The organism is Chitinimonas sp. (assembly GCF_041904975.1).
In the GTDB taxonomy this organism is placed as follows: Bacteria; Pseudomonadota; Gammaproteobacteria; order Burkholderiales; family Chitinimonadaceae; genus Chitinimonas.
In genome coordinates this window covers 1-17,540 of sequence record NZ_JAYRLZ010000068.1, presented here as the reverse complement: position 1 = coordinate 17,540, position 17,540 = coordinate 1, and the positions used below count along the sequence as shown (strand labels likewise).

Genomic DNA, 17,540 nt, shown 5'->3' with positions numbered 1-17,540 from the left:
AGTGGGTGTAGTCATACATCGGGTAGATGCACCACTTGTCGCCAGTGCGGATGTGGTGAGCACGGCGAATGCGGTAGAACACCGGGTCGCGCAGGTTCAGGTTCGGCGAGCCCATATCGATCTTCAGGCGCAGCGTCTTGCTGCCATCGGCAAACTCGCCGGCCTTCATGCGGCGGAACAGGTCGAGGTTTTCCTCGGCCGGGCGATCGCGGTAGGGGCTGTTGCGGCCGGGCTTCTGGAAGTCGCCGCGGTATTCGCGCATCTGCTCCGGGCTCAGCTCGCAGACAAAGGCCTTGCCGGCCAGGATCAGCGATTCGGCAAACGCATACAGCTGGTCGAAGTAATCCGACGCCCAGCGCACATTGCCGTTCCATTCGAACCCCAGCCAGTGAATGTCTTCCTGGATCGACAGCGCATACTCTTCCGACTCTTTTTCCGGATTGGTGTCGTCAAAGCGCAGATTGCATTCGCTGGCCAAACCACGCGCCCGATAGTCTTCCTTGATGCCGAAATTGATGCAGATGGCCTTGCAGTGGCCGATGTGCAGATAGCCGTTCGGTTCGGGCGGGAAGCGGGTCACGGTGCGCTGGTGCTTGCCGGACTCCAGATCGGATTCGATGATGGTGCGGATAAAGTTGCTGACGGCGGGGGCGTGGTTATCGGTAGTCATGGAGCGGCTGAGCCATCTGGTTTGTGCAAGCCGGCGATTTTACCCGATCCCCATCATCCTCGCCCGTCAGGCTGGCGCCAGCGGGTCGGCATCAAGCAAGCGCAATTGCGGCCAGCGCTGCAGCCATTGCTTGTCACGCACCCGCTGCGCAAAAGCCTGCCGGCTGGCGCAGGCCGGATTGCGGCGCAGTGTGAGCGAAAACAGATCATCCAGCCCGAATGGTGCAATCAGCGCGATATTGCCCTGCGCATCCAGCCGTGCCGCCACTGCCGTCGCCGTTTCCGGCCAGCGCGCCATGCCCGCCGCAAGGCTGCAATTGGCGGGCGGCGGCTGGCCAGTGTCATCGCGATACCAGTGATGCACCAACGCCTGGTTGACCACTTCCCAGTGCCAGTGCGGCAATCGCTCCTGCAACAGGGCTTGCCAGCGCGCATCGTCGGCCAGCGAGGCGGTGGGGTCGAAGCAGATCACATCGATATCGCCCTGCGGCGCAGGATGGGCGAATCCGTGCAAATCGTCCCACAGCAGATTGCGGATGGCGCCGGCGGCAATGGCCGCCTCCGGTAGCGCCAGATCGCGCACGGCAGCCAGTGCCGTCATCAGCCAGGGGGTAGCGGCGATAAGCGCCCGCAGGCGCTCGGCCTGTGCCGCCATCAGCCGCGTGCCAGATCGACCTTGGCAGTCCAGTCGCCTTGCAGAGGTTCATGAGCGCGCATGGCGGCCAGCAAATCGGCGGGCGTGTCCGCCACCAGCAGCAATTGCTGCAGGCCTTCGCGCACAAAGCCCTCGGCCTCGGCATGGCGTATCCAGGCCAGCAAGGGGTCGAAATAGCCCGCTACATTCAGAAGGCCAACCGGCTTTTGGTGGATCTGCAATTGCGCCCAGGTGACGATCTCGAATAATTCGTCCGCCGTGCCAAAACCACCAGGCAGGGCGATAAAGCCATCAGCCCGCTCGGCCATCAGTGCCTTGCGGGTATGCATGCTGTCCACTTCGATCATTTCGGTGCTGTCGGGGTGGGCCAGCTCTTTTTCCACCATGAATTCCGGGATCACCCCGACCGTCTCGCCACCAGCTGCCAGCGCCGCATCGGCCACCGTGCCCATCAAGCCGGCGCGCCCGCCGCCCCACACCAGGGTGAGCCCTTGCTCGGCCAAGGTGCGCCCTAGCGCTTGCGCCGCTTCGCCATAGATCGCCCGCTTGCCGAAGCTGGAGCCACAAAAAACGCACACTGCTTTCATCTTGCTGCCCTTACAGTACGGCCACCGGGTAAGCGCCGAGTACCTTCACAAACGCCGCGCGATCGCGCAGCGCCGCCAGCGTGTGCTGGACGTTCTGGTCGTTCGCATGGCCTTCCACATCAACAAAGAACACGTATTCCCACAAGCCGGTGCGCGAAGGACGTGACTCGAATTTGGTCATCGACACCCCATGCTCGGCCAATGGCGACAGGAGCTGGTGTACCGCACCGGGCTTGTTCTGCGCCGACATCACCAGGCTGGTCTTGTCGCGGCCCGACGCGGTGGTGTCGTGGTAGCCCAGCACCAGAAAGCGCGTGGTGTTGTTCGGTTCGTCTTCAATATTTTGCGCCAGCTTGATCATGCCGAAGCGCTCGGCGGCTGCGTCGCCGGCAATGGCGGCGCACTGCGGGTCGAGGCTGGCGAGGCGGGCCGCTTCGGCATTGGACGACACCGATAGCCGCTCCACCTCGGCCGGCAGGTTCTTGTTCAGCCATTCATGGCATTGCGACAGGCTCTGTGCGTGCGAATACACGCGCTTGATGCCGTCAAACCCGGCTTCCTTGCGCAATAGATGGTGATGGATGCGCAGCACTACCTCGCCACACACTTTCAACGGCGTGCTGACCATCAGGTCCAGCGTGCGGCCCACTGCGCCTTCGGTGGAGTTTTCCACCGGCGCCACCACATAGTCAGCGCTGCGCGCTTCCACCACCCGGAAGGCCTCGTCGATGCTGGCGCAAGCCTGGGTGACCGCCGCATGGCCAAAATGCTTGATCGCTGCCGACTGGCTGAAAGTGCCTTCGGGGCCGAGAAAGGCAATGGTAAGCGGCCGCTCGATACTCAGGCAGGCGGACATGATCTCGCGAAACAGCTTGGCCACCGATTCATCCGGCAAGGGGCCGCGATTGAGCTGCTTGATACGCGCCAACACCTGCGCCTCGCGCTCGGGGCGATACACCAGGCCGCCACCTTTGATCTCGCCGATGGAGCGGGCATGGCTGGCGCGTTGATTGAGCAAATCGAGTATCTGTGCATCCAGCGCATCGATGGCATCGCGGTGGGATTTGAGCTGTTCGTCGGACATGGCAGGCGCGTGGCGAAAATGGACGAGCGGCGAGCATAGCATGGCGGGGAGGTTGACAAACGCAACACGAAGCGCAAAACCCTTGCATTGCCTAGCTGCTATAACGGCCTGTGCAGCCAGCCGAATCGCAAACGTATCTCGCGTGATGGAGGTCCACCATGAAGCTGAGCCGACTACTGCTCGCCACCTGCCTGGCGCTGACCGCTCCGCTATATGGGGCAGGCAAGGAAGTGACCCTGACCTCGCTGGAATGGCCCCCCTATACCGGCGAGAAACTGCCGATGCAGGGCGCCAGTGCTGAAGTGGCGCGTGCCGCCTTTGCCGCCGTCGGCTACAAGCTCAACATCCGCTTCGTGCCGTGGTCGCGGGCGGTGGAAGAAGCCAAATATTCAGCCGGGGTGGCCGGTTACTTCCCCGAATACTTTTCTGCCGAGGTGGCACAAAAATTCACCCTGTCGGACGCCATGGGCCATGGCCCGCTAGGACTGGCGCAGCGCCGCGACCGCCCGGTGAAGTGGGCTACTTTGGCCGACCTGTCACGCAAGGTGGTAGGTACGGTACAAGACTATGTGAACACCCCGGAATTCGATGAACGGGTAGCCCGGCGCCTGCAAATGGTCGATGTCGCACCCGACGACACCCACAATTTGCTGAAACTGGCGGCCGGACGCGTCGATCTGGCGATTGTCGATGCCCATGTGTTCGGCTGGCTGGCCGAAAACGATCCACTGCTGCGCCCCAGCGCCGCCAAGCTGGAAATGAATGAAAAGATGCTGGAATACAAAGACTTGTACGTGTGCTTTCGCGACAATGCCGAGGGCAAGCGCCTGGCCAGCCTGTTCAACACCGGACTGAAGCGGATCGATATCGCCGCCATCATGCGCAAATCAATCCGTAACTACGAATGAAAAAGGCAATGCCAAGATGCATTGCCTTTTTCATTCAGTAGCAGTGTCTGACAGTCACCAAGCCAGTCTGCCTTCCTGTGCCTACTCAGCCATTGTGGCGGGCAAAGTCTTGCATGAAGCCGGTCAGGGCGCGCACGCCTTCGAGCGGCATGGCGTTGTAGATACTGGCACGCATGCCGCCCAAGGCGCGGTGGCCCTTGAGTTGCAGCAGATTGCGCGCCTTGGCTTCCTTGATGAAGGCTTCATCCAGACTGGCATCAGCCAGCATGAAGGGAACATTCATGCGCGAGCGATAGGGCTTGTCCACCGGGCAGCGATAAAAACCAGCTGAGGTATCGATGGTTTCATACAGCAGGGCGGCCTTTTCGATATTGCGCTGCTCGATCGCCTTGAGCCCACCCTGGCGTTGCATCCACTTGAATACCAGGCCGGCCACATAAATGGCAAAGGTCGGCGGTGTGTTGTACATCGAGTCGCCCTCGGCCTGGATCCGGTAATCGAACATGGTGGGCGTACCGGCAATGGCCTGGCCGAGCAGGTCTTCGCGCACGATCACGATGGTAAGGCCGGCCGGTCCGATATTCTTTTGCGCGCCGCCATAGATCAGGCCGAACTGGCTGACATCGACCGGGCGCGACAAAAAGTTGGACGACATATCGCACACCAGCGGCACATCGCCAGTCTTGGGCGTCGACTGGAACTCCACCCCGCCGATGGTTTCATTGGAGGTGTAGTGCAGATAGGCGGCATCCGGGTTGCGCTGCCAGCCCTCCTCGGCCGGAATATCGCGATAGCCGTTTGCCTCGCCCGAGGCGACGATATGCGGCGTGGCACCGAACTTGCGCAATTCCTTCATGGCCAGCTTGGACCAGTGGCCGGTATCGACAAAGTCCACCACGGAGCGGCCGCGCAGCAGGTTCATCGGCACCATGGCAAACTGGGTAGTGGCGCCGCCTTGCAGGAACAGCACCTTGTAATTGGACGGAATGCCCATCACCGCCCGCAAGTCTTCTTCGGCTTCGGCGGCGATCTGCATGAATTCCTTGCCGCGATGGCTCATCTCCATCACCGACATGCCGCTGCCATGCCAGTCGAGCAACTCATTCTGTACTTCAAGCAATACTTCGCGCGGCAGAACGGCCGGCCCGGCACTGAAATTGAAAACGGGTGTCATGTAGGCTCCATGCATGGGGACAGTGTTCAGACTCGCATCATGCGGCAAGTTCCGGCGCCTGTGGTTCAGGCGGCACTACGATAGCAGGAAGTGGGCACGCGCTACCGCTACCGGTTTGCTCTCGTCTTCCTGCCAGGCGGTCATGCGCACATTGGCCACCCGCTTGCCCTGCCGGGTGATGTCGCAACGGGCGAACAGGGTTTGCGCCTTGCCGGAGCGCAGAAAATCCAGCGAAAAATCGATGGTGCGTGGCACTTCAAACGACTCGCGCGCCCAGATCAGGTGCAGCAAGGCAGCATTCTCGAGAAAGCCGCCGATCACCCCGCCATGCAGCGCCGGCAAATGGGTATTGCCGATGTTCTGCTCGGCAAATGGCAACTCGAACAGCGGCAGATCGTTTTCCTCGCGCATCACCACCCCGAGCAATTTGGCATAGGGAATCTGGTCGAGAACCGCGCTGTAGTCGCCACTCTCCTTGGCGGCCTGCATTTGCTCTAACTGGGGCATTTCAGGCTCCTGGCTGGCGGGTTTCGGCACGCGAACGGCCCAGCTGTGCATTGCTGGAGTCGCGCATGAAGGTGGCTACCCCATGGGCAATCGGCTGGTCGTTGCTTTCCTGGTACACGGTGGCGCGGGTAAAGGCAATCTGTCGCCCCAGGCGATAGCACTCGGCCGAACAGTACACCGCCTCGCCGGGCGTAGCGGCACGCAGGTAGTCGACGCGTAGATCCAGCGTGGCAATGGCCTCGCGCTCGTCCAGCATCGAAATCACCGATAGCGCGCTGGTAGTGTCGATCAGCGAGGTGATCACCCCGCCATGCAGCACGCCGGAGCGCGGATTGCCCACCAGGGCGGTATTGTAGGGCACGCGCATCACCGAGCTGCCGCGCTCGCCCAGCACGAATTCAAGACCCAGGGCGCGCGAATGCGGAATTTCGCAGAACCACTGGGCCAGCTCGCCGAACAGGGCCGGGTTGGCGACCGGCAGGGACAGCTTTTGCATGGACTTGGCTCCAGATTTGCAAGGGCACAGGCCATGGTCCGCGCAGAAAGCGCCGGGGACGGATGGCCGGTGGCTTAGGCGGTAGCAGTATTTCGTGCCACCGCCCGCTCAAGCATCGGCTCAGGCGTCGCCGCTGCTCAGGTCTGGCGCGGGCGCCTCGCCCTCCACGCCTTCTTCATCGACCACTTCCTCATCAGTCTCGGCAATTTTTTCGATACCGGACAGTTTTTCGCCATCATCCAGATTGATCAGGCGCACGCCTTGCGCGCTGCGGCCGGTTTCGCGGATTTCCGCCACCGAGGTGCGGATCAACACGCCGCCGGTGGTGATCAGCATCACACCATCGGTCGGGCACACTAGGCTGGCAGCGACCAGCTTGAAGCCGGTCTTCTCGGTCAGGTCCATGGCGATCACGCCCTGGGTGCCGCGGCTGGTATGGCGGAATTCGGCAATCGGCGTGCGCTTGCCATAGCCACCATCGCTGGCAGTCAGCACCTGCCACTCTTCCGAGTCGGCTACCAGCAGCGCGATCAGCTGCTGATCCTCGCCCAAGGTCATGCCGCGTACGCCACGGGTATCGCGACCCAGCGGGCGCACATCATCTTCATCGAAGCGTACTGCCTTGCCGGCATCGGAGATCAGCATGATCTGGTGCTTGCCGGAGGTGACCGCCACACCAACCAGCTGGTCACCCTCGTCCAGCGCAATGGCGATGATGCCGAGCTTGCGCGGGTTGGAGAAAGCCGACAGCGAAGTCTTCTTCACCGTGCCGCGCTGAGTGGCCATGAATACATAGTGATCGTCGGCGAATTCCTTCACCGGCAAGATGGCGTTGATTTTTTCGCCATCCTGCAGCGGCAGCAGATTGACGATGGGCTTGCCACGGCTGGCGCGGCCACCTTGCGGCACCTCGTACACCTTCATCCAGTACACCCGGCCCAGGCTGGAGAAGCACAGCACATAGTCGTGGGTATTGGCGACGAACAGATTGTCGATAAAGTCGTCTTCCTTGGTCGCCGTTGCCTGCTTGCCGCGCCCGCCGCGCTTTTGCGCACGGTATTCATCGAGCGGCTGCGCCTTCATATAACCGGTGTGCGACAGCGTGACCACCATTTCCTGCGGGGTGATCAGGTCTTCCAGGCTGATATCTTCGCCAAACGGGATGATCTCGGACTTGCGCGCATCGCCAAACTGCGCCTTCACCGCGATCAGCTCTTCGGAAATGATGGCGGTGATGCGTTCTGGCTTCTGCAGGATGTCGATCAGATCAACGATGGTGTCCATGATTTCGCGGTATTCGCTGGACAGCTTGTCTTGCTCAAGGCCAGTCAGGCGCTGCAGGCGCATATCCAGAATGGCTTGCGCCTGGGTGTCGGACAGGCGATAGCCATTGGCATGCAGGCCAAATTCGCTCGACAGCCACTCGGGGCGACCGGCATCGCTGGCTACGCGCGCCAGCATCTCTTCCACCAGGGGCGAGCGCCATTCGCGGCCCATCAGGGCGGATTTGGCTTCGGGCGGCGTAGCAGCCGCCTTGATCAGGGCGATCACTTCGTCGACATTGGACAGGGCTACCGCCAGGCCTTCCAGCACATGGGCGCGATCACGCGCCTTCTTCAATTCGAATACGGTGCGGCGGGTCACCACTTCGCGGCGGTGGCGCAAGAAGGCTTCGAGAATCTGTTTTAGGTTCAGCAGGCGCGGCTGGCCATCGACCAGGGCAACCATATTCATGCCGAAGCTCGACTGCAGCTCGGTCTGCTTGTATAGATGGTTCAGCACCACCTCGGGCATTTCGCCGCGCTTCAGTTCGATATAGATGCGCATGCCCGATTTGTCGGACTCATCACGCAGATCAGCAATGCCCTCGATGGCCTTTTCACGCACCAGCTCGGCGATTTTTTCGATCAGGGTCTTCTTGTTGACCTGGTAAGGCAGCTCATCAACGATGATCGCCTGCTTGTCGCGGCTCACCTCTTCGATATGGGTGCGGGCACGCATGATCACCCGGCCACGGCCGGTGCGGTAGCCTTCACGCACACCGGCAATGCCGTAGATGATGCCGGCGGTGGGGAAATCCGGCGCCGGGATCAATTCGATCAGCTCGTCCACCGTCATTTCGCCATTGGCCAGCAGGGCCAGCGCGCCATCGATCACTTCATTGAGGTTGTGCGGGGGAATGTTGGTGGCCATACCCACCGCAATACCGGTGGCGCCATTGATCAGCAGATTGGGCAGGCGGGTCGGGAGAACCGAGGGCTCCAGCTCCTTGCCGTCGTAATTCGGCACGAAATCGACGGTTTCCTTGTCGATATCGGCCATCAATTCGGTGGAAATCTTCTCCAGCCGGCACTCGGTGTAACGCATGGCGGCGGCATTGTCGCCATCGATCGAGCCGAAATTGCCCTGGCCGTCGATCAGGGTGTAGCGCAGCGAGAAGTCCTGCGCCATCCGCACCAGGGTGTCGTAAATCGCGCTGTCGCCGTGCGGGTGGTACTTACCCATCACATCACCGACGATGCGCGCACACTTCACATAAGGGCGGTTCCAGTGGTTGTTCACCTCCTGCATGGCGAACAGCACGCGGCGGTGTACCGGCTTCAAACCATCGCGGACATCAGGTAGCGCACGGCCAACAATCACGCTCATGGCGTAATCGAGATAGGAACGCCGCATTTCCTCTTCGAGGCTGACGGGGATCGTTTCCTTGGCAAATTGTTGTAATTCGGTCATGAGCTAGTCTGTTTCGGAGGCGAAAATAGACGAAAATCTTACCACGCGGCACCCCTTGCCTCCAATTTGCGCGCAATTGTCATATTGTGTTGATTGCGACCAGCTCCCTAGGTCAAGTAAACTCGCCCCCGACGTCGGTTTGGGCGCATTGCGCCGTTCAGTTCCATCCAATCCCATGTGGAGAAAAAAACTATGCAAAAGATGACGCGTACCCTGATCGCTGCCGCGCTGGGCGTCATGGCGGTTTCCGCCATGGCCGACAAGAACGGTTATGTAAGTGATTCGCGCGCCGCTGTGGTCAAGAACAACTTCGGCGAATGCTGGCGCTCGGGCTTCTGGAACAAGGATCTGGCTGTCGAGGAATGCGACGCCGACCTGATGCCGAAGAAAGTCGAGCCGCCAAAGCCAGAAGTCAAGCCTGAGCCGCCCAAGCCGGAAGTGAAGCCAGAGCCACCGAAGAAGAAGCCGGAAGCCCTGACCCTGAACGCTTCCAGCCTGTTCGAATTCAACAAGGCTGACCTGAAGGACGAAGGCAAGGAAGCCCTGGGCGCCGTTGCCAAGGTGTTGCTGGAGCGCAAGTACGACCCGGCCAAGACCCGCATCGAAGTGACCGGTCACACCGACCGTATCGGTTCGCAAGAACACAATGCCAAGCTGTCGCAAGCACGTGCCGACACCACCCGCTCCTTCCTGGTGGAAAAGGGTATTCCTGATGGCATGATCACCGCGACCGGCAAGGGTTTTGCCGAGCCGATCACCAAGCCGGAAGACTGCAAGAAGGTTGCCAAGAACCGCAGCAAGCTGATCGCCTGCTACGCACCGGATCGCCGCGTTGAAGTCGGCATCTACGCAACGGTTGAAGCGCAGTAATCCAGCGCCTGCCACAGCCAAAGCCCCGCCCCGAGCGGGGCTTTGTGTTTATGTACTCGCTAAGGGCGAACCAGCCCGGCATGGTAGAGTCACTACCTTGTATTGCCACTTCAATCAAAGTTACCCATGTATCGCGCCCTTTTGCTCGCCCTCGCCCTGCCCGCCTCTGCCGCCGGACTTGATCAGCTCAAGTCGTTTATTGCCGGCACCCAGTCGTTTTCGGCTGATTTCCAGCAAACCGTCATCCAGTCCAGCGGTAAGCGCCAGGAAGGTGGCGGGTCGGTGGCCATCCTGCGTCCGGGGCGGTTTGACTGGCATTACACCAAGCCCTATGAGCAAAGAGTGGTGGCCGACGGCAAGCAGCTCTGGGTGTATGACCCGGACTTGCAGCAGGTGACGGTGAAAAAGCAGGATCAAGCCCTCGGCGACAGCCCGGCCGCCCTGCTGGCCGGCAGCAATGAGCTGGACAAGCGCTACCAGTTGGCCAACCAGCCCTCCAGTGACGGCATCGACTGGGTGGAAGCGACGCCCAAGAACCGCGACAGCGGTTTTGACAAGGTGCGCATCGGCTTCAAGGATGCCAAGCCGGTGGCCATGGAATTGCGCGACAACTTCGGCCAGCAAACGCATATCCGCTTCAGCAAGTTCGTACAGAATCCCAAGCTCGACCCCGCCTCCTTCAACTTCACTCCCCCCAAGGGAGCGGATGTGGTGCAGGCGCAGTAAAAACAAACCTTGAACCACAGAGGACACGGAGAACACAGAGGAAGCACAGAGAAAGGCAACATCGGCAGGTGCAATAGAATGATTTGAGCAATCAAGGTTTTCTCTGTGCAATCTCTGCGTTCTCTGTGCCCTCCGTGGTTCAAGACTTGGGGTTTGCGATTCAAGATTTGTGATTCAAGGTTTCAGATTCAACGTTCAACAGCACGCATGGCAGATCTGTTCACCCAAACACCGCGTCCACCGCTTGCCGAAGCGCTGCGCCCAGCCACGCTGGACGCGGTGATCGGCCAGACCCATCTATTGGGTGCCGGCAAGCCCTTGCGCCTGGCGTTCGAGGCGGGCAAGCCGCATTCGATGATACTGTGGGGACCGCCCGGTGTCGGCAAGACCACCCTGGCGCGGCTGATGGCCAAGGGTTTTGATGCGGAATTCATCCCGCTGTCGGCGGTATTCTCTGGCGTGAAGGATATCCGCGCCGCCATGGATGAGGCCGAGCGCTATCTGCAGCGCGGCCGGCCCACCATCTTGTTTGTCGACGAAGTACACCGCTTCAACAAGAGCCAGCAGGATGCCTTCCTGCCCTTTGTCGAATCGGGCCTGATCACCTTTATTGGTGCCACCACCGAGAACCCCTCGTTCGAGGTCAATTCCGCCCTGCTGTCGCGCGCCCAGGTGTATGTGCTGAAGGCCTTGAGCAGCGATGAATTGCGCCTGCTGGTCGAGCGCGCCCAGCAGCATGCACTGTCCGATCTGCACTTCGCGCCGACCGCCGTCGATACCCTGGTCGGCTTCGCCGATGGCGATGCGCGCCGCCTGCTGAACCTGCTGGAGCAGACCGCCACCGCCGCCGGCGCTGCCGGTATCAACGAGATCGACGGCGAGTTTTTACAAAACGCCCTGTCGCTCAATGGCCGCCGCTTTGACAAGGGCGGAGACGCGTTTTACGACCAGATTTCCGCCTTGCACAAGTCGGTACGCGGCTCCAACCCCGATGGCGCGCTGTACTGGTTTTGCCGCATGCTCGATGGCGGCGCCGACCCGCGCTATCTGGCCCGGCGCATCGTGCGCATGGCCTGGGAAGATATTGGCCTGGCCGACCCACGCGCGATGCAGATCTGCAACGATGCCGCCAGCACCTATGAGCGACTGGGCTCGCCGGAAGGCGAGCTGGCACTGGCGCAGGCGGTGATTTACCTGGCGGTCGCCGCCAAGAGCAATGCCGGCTATATGGCCTACAAGCAGGCGGCCGCCTTTGTGAAGCAGGACCAGTCGCGGCCGGTGCCGGAGCATTTGCGCAATGCGCCGACCAAATTGATGAAAGATCTGGGTTTTGGTGCGCAATACCGCTATGCCCACGACGAGCAGGACGCCTATGCCGCCGGCGAGCGCTACCTGCCCGATGGCATGGACGAGCCGGGCTGGTACCAGCCGGTGAATCGCGGGCTGGAAGGCAAGATTGCCGAAAAGCTCAATCATCTGCGCGAGCTGGATCGCAACGCCCGATCTAGTCAGGGCAGCGCTGGCAAGCCCTGAACCGGGCCAACGCTCCGCTGTCCGTCCCCCGCCTGGCCGGTTAAAATCGGCACCGATCACGCTTGTTGCTGCCAATACGGCGCAATCACAGAAAACCCCGCATTAAGGCTTAGTCATGATTGATATCCAACTACTGCGTACCGACCTGGACGGCGTTGCCGCCCGCCTCGCCCAGCGAGGCTTTACCCTCGATACCGCTGCGTTCGCCGCGCTGGAGCATGAGCGCAAGGCCTTGCAGACCCGCACGCAAGACCTGCAGGCTGAGCGCAATGCCAAGTCCAAGGCCATCGGCCAGGCCAAGGCCAAGGGCGAAGATGTCGCCCCGATCATGGCCAGCGTCGCTCATCTGGGCGACGAATTGAAGGCAGCCGAGCACAATCTGGCCACCCTGCAAGAGAAGCTCAACGATATGCTGTTGCGCATTCCCAACCTGCCGCATGAGTCGGTGCCGGTCGGCCGCGACGAGCAGGACAATGTCGAACTGCATCGCTGGGGTACGCCGCGCCAGTTCGATTTTGAAGTGAAAGACCATGTCGATATCGGCACGCCGCTCGGCCTCGATTTCGAAACCGGCGCCAAGCTGTCGGGTGCCCGCTTTACCGTGCTGCGCGGCCAGATTGCCCGCCTGCACCGGGCGCTGGCGCAGTTCATGCTCGATATGCAGACTGGCGAGCACGGCTACACCGAGTGCTACACCCCGTATATCGTCAATCCGGAAGTGCTGTACGGCACCGGCCAGCTGCCCAAGTTCGGCGAAGATATGTTCCGGGTTGAGCGCGGTGGCGAAGATGGCCAGACCCAGTACCTGATCTCCACCTCGGAGATTTCGCTGACCAATACGGTGCGCGACAGCATCCTCAAGGCCGAGGAACTGCCAATCAAGCTGACTGCCCATTCGCCGTGCTTCCGCTCGGAAGCGGGCAGCTACGGCCGCGACACGCGCGGCATGATCCGCCAGCACCAGTTCGACAAGGTGGAAATGGTGCAGATCGTGGCGCCGGATCAAAGCTTTGCCGCACTGGAGGAGATGCGCGGCCACGCCGAAAACGTGCTGCAACGCCTCGGTCTGCCCTACCGCGTCGTCACCCTGTGCAGCGGCGATATGGGTTTTACCGCTGCCAAGACTTACGATCTGGAAGTGTGGCTACCGGCGCAGAACACCTACCGCGAGATCAGCTCGGTATCGAACTGCGAAGCCTTCCAGGCCCGCCGCATGCAGACCCGCGCCAAGATCGACGGCAAGAACGAGCTGGTGCACACCCTCAATGGCTCGGGCCTGGCGGTTGGCCGCACCCTGGTGGCGGTGCTGGAGAACTACCAGAACGCCGATGGCAGCGTCACCGTGCCGGAAGCACTGCGCCCCTATCTGGGCGGCGTGGAAAAGCTCGCATAAGGTCTGGCCACTTGCAGTGAAGCCGCGCACCACTCCTTCTCCCGCTGGCGGGAGAAGGTGGCCCAAAGGGCCGGATGAGGGCGGTGTGCACGTCCGCCCCCGCCTTGCGGCGTTTCGATGAGGGCCAACTCAGGGTCGGCGCAACACTCATTTGCCAAGTGTCGTATTGACGTTGAAAACCGCGGCGCGCTCATGGATAAAGACAGTCCTGAGCGCGCCGCCTGTTTTCCGACCCTGCCTGCATGACGCCCCTCGCTGCCGATACCCTGCCCCGCCTGATCGACGCCAAGCGCGCAGCCGGCCTGCATGCCGATGCCAATCTGCTGCTGCGCCTGTGCCAGCAGGCCTTGCAGCAAGGCGATAGCGACGATCCGGCACGCACCACCACAATCCTGCAAGCCTATCTGGCGCAACGACCCGACGATGCGGCAGTGCTGGCCCTGCTGGCACCGCCGGCTCAAACACCCACCAGCCGCAATCGACTGCGTCGCACCCATCTGTGGACCGCGCTGGTCGGCCTGCTGATGGCCGCCGCAGCCGGCGCCTACCAGATGCTGCAACGCCCCGGCGGCAGCGACTTGCACCCGCATCCGGCCCGACCGCAGCCCGCCAGCGCAGCGCCCGCGCCCGCGCCCGTGACAGTGGCGCCCGATATCGTGATCCGCGCAGTGGGCGATATCGTGGTGGGCAGCGATTACCCCGACCCGCATCTGCCGGGCGAAGCCGACTGGCGCAAGCTCGATGCCCTGGCCGCCGTGCTGCATGGCGATATCGTGTTCGGCAATCTGGAAGGGGTACTGGCCGATGGCGGCAGCCCGCGCAAAAATCTGTTGCTGGCCAATTTCTATGCCTTCCGCATGCCTACCAGCACCGCTGCCCGCCTGCGGCAGATGGGCTTTACCGCCGTTTCGCTAGCCAATAACCATAGCGCCGATTTCGGCGCGACCGGCCTGCGCTCAACCGTAGAAGCGCTGGATAGCAATGGCATCCAGGCGGTGGGCCTGAAGGATGCCGGCGCCAGCCTGACCACGGTGCGCGGCAAGCAAGTGGCCATGCTGGCCTTCAGCTACCTGCCCTATCACCACCATATCGGCGACCTGGACAAGGTGCGCGAACTGGTGAGCAGTGCGCGCAGCCAGGCCGATATCGTCATCGTCAGCTTTCATGGCGGGCGCGAAGGGCCGGACGCCTCCGGCCTGCCCGGCGGGGTGGAATACCATCACGGCGAATATCGCGGTGATGTGGTGCGCTTTGCCCATGCCGCCATCGATGCCGGCGCCAGCGTGGTACTGGGCCACGGCCCCCATGTAGTACGGCCGCTGGAAATCTATCGCGGCCAGCCGGTGTTTTACTCGCTTGGCAACTTTATTGGCTACCGCACCCTCTCTAAAGCCGGCATCCTTGCCCACTCCATGGTGGCCGAGGTGCGCCTGCGCCCGGACGGCACCCTGGCCGGCGTCGGCGCGATTCCGCTGCGCCAGGATAGCAGCGGCATACCGGCACCCGACTTCAGCCCCGGCAATACCGAAGCGCTCGGGCGCTTGCTGGATAGCCAGATCCGCCTGCTCTAGGGAATCTCAGAACGAACCCGCTTACGCGCAAAAAGCGCGATCCCCCCGCAGTGGCGGGGGAGTGGAATAGATCCACAAGGATTCAAAAACTTACCCGATTCCGGCTGAGTACCGGGCTTCGCGGCGCCTGCCAATCAAGTTGAACACTCTTTTTGTCCAGAGCTTCCCTAGCCCGCCTGCTTTTGCGCGGCCCAGGTCGCATCGAGCAGCTGCAATCCTTGCAGTCCGCCACACCACAGCCCTACGCCGATAGTGCCGGTCGCGGCATCCTGCGGATTGATGCGGATGATCGGGCAGCCCACCCGCATGGCGAAATTGCGTACCGACGGAATGGCCACCCCCGCGCCGATTTCGACGATCACCGGCGCGCGCACCCGGCCCAGCCACGCCGCCAGGCGGGTGCGCTGCTCATTCGCCCGATGACTGGTCCAATGCCAGTCGTTGAACATCAATATATTCGGCCGCGCCAAGCCCTCGCAGATCGGGCAGCGCGGCAAGTCGCCGGTCAGCAGGCAACGATCGGTGTCGAGCACCGGCTCGAACCGGTCTGCCGGCCAGATGTACCGGCATTCGCCCAGACACTGCAGATAGTGGATGCTGCCATGGCATTCCTCGATGCGGGCAGCATCAAAACCGGCGCGCTCGAAATGGCCGTCCACATTGCTGGTAAACACGAAGGCGCCATGCTGCATCCGCTCGGCCCAGCGGCGCAGGATCTGAAAGCCCTGATGCGGCCGGGTCTGGCGGTACAAGCTCAGCCTGTGGCCGTAAAACCCCCAGGCCAGGCGCGGTTGATCGTGAAACGCCTGCGGATTGGCAATGCTGGTAAAGGCAATCTGTTGCTTGCCCAGCGCCGGGTAGGCATTCCAGAAGCCTTCATTGCCGCGAAAGTCCGGCAGGCCCGAATCCACGCCCATGCCGGCACCGGCAGTGACCAGCAGGCCGTCGGCCTGCTCCAGTAGCGCACTGGCGCGGGCCAGTTGCTCGCTTGCAGTCGGTCTCATGCTTGCTCCTTTGCGTGTTGATGGACGCAGCCAGTGTGCCCGGTCGCTAGCTCACCGGCTGAGCCTGGCTTAAGGCCGGCAGTGCCGCATCGATCGCCGCCAGCATGGCGGCGGCACTACCGGGCAGCACCACCCGTTGCGCATCCGACTGCAAGGGATCGGAAGGGTTGATGCGAATGAGCAGCCGCTCGCCCTGACCTGCCAGCTGCCCGGCATAGCGACGCAGGGTATCCACCACCGTCCCGGCGCCCAGCTCGATAATCACCAGCCGACCGGCACCCTCCAGCCAATGCTCCAGCTTGCCTTGCTGGGCCGCGGCGCGCTCGCCCACCCAGTGCCAGTCGGAAAACATCAGCACATTGGGGCGTGCCAGACCGCCGCAATCGGGGCATTGCGGCAAGGCGTCGCGCAGGGTGCAGGCCGCTTCATCGACTTGCGGTAGCCAGCCCGGCTCACGCCATACCTTGCCCCGGCAATTGTCCAGGCACTGCAGGTCGAGCAGGGAGCCATTCGCTTCCACCAGGCGATCATCGGCAAAACCGGCGCGCTGGAACAGGCCGTCCACATTGCTGGTCAGCACAAAGGCACCTTGCGCACAGCGCTCGCTCCATCGGCGCAACAGATGGTGACCGACATGGGGCTGGCAGGCGCGGTAGCGGCGCAGCCGGTGACCATAGAAACCCCAGGCAGTGCGCGGCATGGCGCGAAATGCCTCCGGCCGCGCCAGCAACTGCGGATCGAGCCGGCAACGCGCCAGGATAGGATAACTGGCCCACAAGCCTTGCGGCCCGCGGTAGTCGGGCAAGCCGGCATCCACACTCATGCCGGCGCCAGCGAGGATCAGCAGCGCATCGGCCTCAGCGATCGCGGCGGCCGCCCGGTTGATTGCCGCGCCCAGCTCTACCGGCGCAACGCCTATTCCGGGGCCCGACATGGCGTAGACCGCCAGCGCATCACGCAGCATGGCCTGTACCCGATTGCGCAACCCCAGTGGCTGCAATACTTCCACATCGGCGCCATGGCGCAGGATATCGGCCAGCAGGTCGCGCTCATCCAGCACTGGCAGGCTGAGCCGATAGCTGTGCGCCGCCAGCCATTCACCCTGCTGCAAGGGATGCCACACCTGGCCGGCCACCCGCCGCGCGCTGTCGCCACGAAACAGCAGCACCACCTGCGACACCGCACTGGCCGGCTCGGGCAGCATGCCATAGCCGCGCCCCAGGGCCGCATCGAGTTCCGCCTCATCCACCTCGCTGCAAACATCCTGCTGCACCGAGGCATCCAGCAGATCGCTCAAGCGGTAGCGGACGATGCGCCGCTCCTGCTCTTGCAGGGCATCGAGATACCAGTCGTCGCGATACAGCACCAGCCGCTGCGGCGAAACCTGGCAATCGGGCGCTGCGGCACCATCGGGCTGACTGATATGCAATAGCAAAAGCCGGCGCCGCAGCACGGCAAACGCTACCGCGCCGAAGTGGGCCGGATCGGCCGGCCGATGCGCGCCGCGCAGCACCCGCAGGCGCGCATAGCGCTGCGGCGAGGCATCGCGGCTATCGAGCAGGGTGTCGACCTGAGCCAGCAAGGGCTGCACCTCCTCGGCCAGCCAGCCGGCCGGGTCGAGCTGTTGCAG

The 17,540-nt window shown here is 62.4% G+C and carries 16 protein-coding genes; 6 read left to right on the top strand and 10 right to left on the bottom strand.

The features are described 5' to 3' along the window. The 4 genes from ACE3OH_RS08760 to pheA form a co-directional block, all read right to left on the bottom strand. Positions 1-670: glutamate--tRNA ligase family protein (locus ACE3OH_RS08760; protein ID WP_374350949.1), on the bottom strand; the 670-nt coding region annotated here is incomplete at its 3' end. 66 nt (positions 671-736) lie between these two features. Next, the gene (locus ACE3OH_RS08755) at positions 737-1,324 is read right to left on the bottom strand and encodes a nucleotidyltransferase family protein (RefSeq protein ID WP_374350947.1); all 588 of its coding nucleotides are present in this window, start codon (positions 1,322-1,324) and stop codon (positions 737-739) included. Next, positions 1,324-1,911 carry a TIGR00730 family Rossman fold protein gene (locus ACE3OH_RS08750; RefSeq protein ID WP_374350945.1) on the bottom strand — a complete coding sequence of 196 codons (588 nt, stop codon included), beginning with the start codon at positions 1,909-1,911 and terminating at the stop codon, positions 1,324-1,326. Before ACE3OH_RS08750 ends, ACE3OH_RS08755 begins: the two co-directional genes overlap by 1 nt. Before the next feature lie 10 nt (positions 1,912-1,921). After that, entirely contained in the window at positions 1,922-2,995 is a 1,074-nt protein-coding gene (gene pheA / locus ACE3OH_RS08745) for a prephenate dehydratase (protein WP_374350943.1), read from the bottom strand. 158 nt (positions 2,996-3,153) lie between these two features. Between pheA and ACE3OH_RS08740 the strand changes: the two genes are divergently transcribed. Beyond that, positions 3,154-3,903, top strand: a complete 750-nt coding sequence (locus ACE3OH_RS08740; protein ID WP_374350941.1) for a substrate-binding periplasmic protein — start codon at positions 3,154-3,156, stop codon at positions 3,901-3,903. Positions 3,904-3,988: 85 nt separating this feature from the next. Here the strand turns inward: ACE3OH_RS08740 and serC are convergent, their stop codons facing one another. From serC to gyrA, 4 genes are all read right to left on the bottom strand, one after another. Then, positions 3,989-5,077 (bottom strand): 3-phosphoserine/phosphohydroxythreonine transaminase, encoded by a 1,089-nt coding sequence (gene serC, locus ACE3OH_RS08735; RefSeq protein WP_374350939.1) that lies wholly within the window; start codon positions 5,075-5,077, stop codon positions 3,989-3,991. A 75-nt stretch (positions 5,078-5,152) separates the two neighbouring features. Next, positions 5,153-5,584, bottom strand: a complete 432-nt coding sequence (locus ACE3OH_RS08730; RefSeq protein ID WP_374350937.1) for a PaaI family thioesterase — start codon at positions 5,582-5,584, stop codon at positions 5,153-5,155. A gap of 1 nt (position 5,585) precedes the next feature. Next, positions 5,586-6,080, bottom strand: coding sequence for a PaaI family thioesterase (locus ACE3OH_RS08725; RefSeq protein ID WP_374350935.1), 495 nt, complete (start codon positions 6,078-6,080; stop codon positions 5,586-5,588). Positions 6,081-6,200: 120 nt separating this feature from the next. Further along, positions 6,201-8,813, bottom strand: a complete 2,613-nt coding sequence (gene gyrA / locus ACE3OH_RS08720; protein ID WP_374350933.1) for a DNA gyrase subunit A — start codon at positions 8,811-8,813, stop codon at positions 6,201-6,203. A gap of 192 nt (positions 8,814-9,005) precedes the next feature. On the opposite strand from gyrA, the gene ACE3OH_RS08715 reads away from it, so the two are divergent. The 5 genes from ACE3OH_RS08715 to ACE3OH_RS08695 all read left to right on the top strand — a co-directional run bounded on the left by ACE3OH_RS08715 (position 9,006) and on the right by ACE3OH_RS08695 (position 14,906). Further along, positions 9,006-9,683 (top strand): OmpA family protein, encoded by a 678-nt coding sequence (locus tag ACE3OH_RS08715; RefSeq protein WP_374350931.1) that lies wholly within the window; start codon positions 9,006-9,008, stop codon positions 9,681-9,683. A 126-nt stretch (positions 9,684-9,809) separates the two neighbouring features. Continuing rightward, on the top strand, positions 9,810-10,409 hold the full coding sequence (gene lolA / locus ACE3OH_RS08710) for an outer membrane lipoprotein chaperone LolA (RefSeq protein WP_374350929.1): 600 nt from the start codon (positions 9,810-9,812) through the stop codon (positions 10,407-10,409). A 207-nt stretch (positions 10,410-10,616) separates the two neighbouring features. Further along, the gene (locus tag ACE3OH_RS08705) at positions 10,617-11,942 is read left to right on the top strand and encodes a replication-associated recombination protein A (protein WP_374350927.1); all 1,326 of its coding nucleotides are present in this window, start codon (positions 10,617-10,619) and stop codon (positions 11,940-11,942) included. A gap of 115 nt (positions 11,943-12,057) precedes the next feature. Further along, positions 12,058-13,335, top strand: coding sequence for a serine--tRNA ligase (gene serS, locus ACE3OH_RS08700; RefSeq protein ID WP_374350925.1), 1,278 nt, complete (start codon positions 12,058-12,060; stop codon positions 13,333-13,335). 242 nt (positions 13,336-13,577) lie between these two features. Beyond that, a complete protein-coding gene (locus ACE3OH_RS08695; protein WP_374350923.1) occupies positions 13,578-14,906 on the top strand; it encodes a CapA family protein in 1,329 nt (442 codons plus the stop codon). Between the two features lie 167 nt (positions 14,907-15,073). Here ACE3OH_RS08695 and ACE3OH_RS08690 read toward each other — a convergent pair whose 3' ends face one another. Both ACE3OH_RS08690 and ACE3OH_RS08685 read right to left on the bottom strand, forming a co-directional pair. Then, positions 15,074-15,910 carry an NAD-dependent deacetylase gene (locus ACE3OH_RS08690; protein WP_374350921.1) on the bottom strand — a complete coding sequence of 279 codons (837 nt, stop codon included), beginning with the start codon at positions 15,908-15,910 and terminating at the stop codon, positions 15,074-15,076. Between the two features lie 46 nt (positions 15,911-15,956). Continuing rightward, a partial coding sequence (locus tag ACE3OH_RS08685) for a WYL domain-containing protein (protein ID WP_374350919.1) occupies positions 15,957-17,540 on the bottom strand: 1,584 nt, incomplete at its 5' end.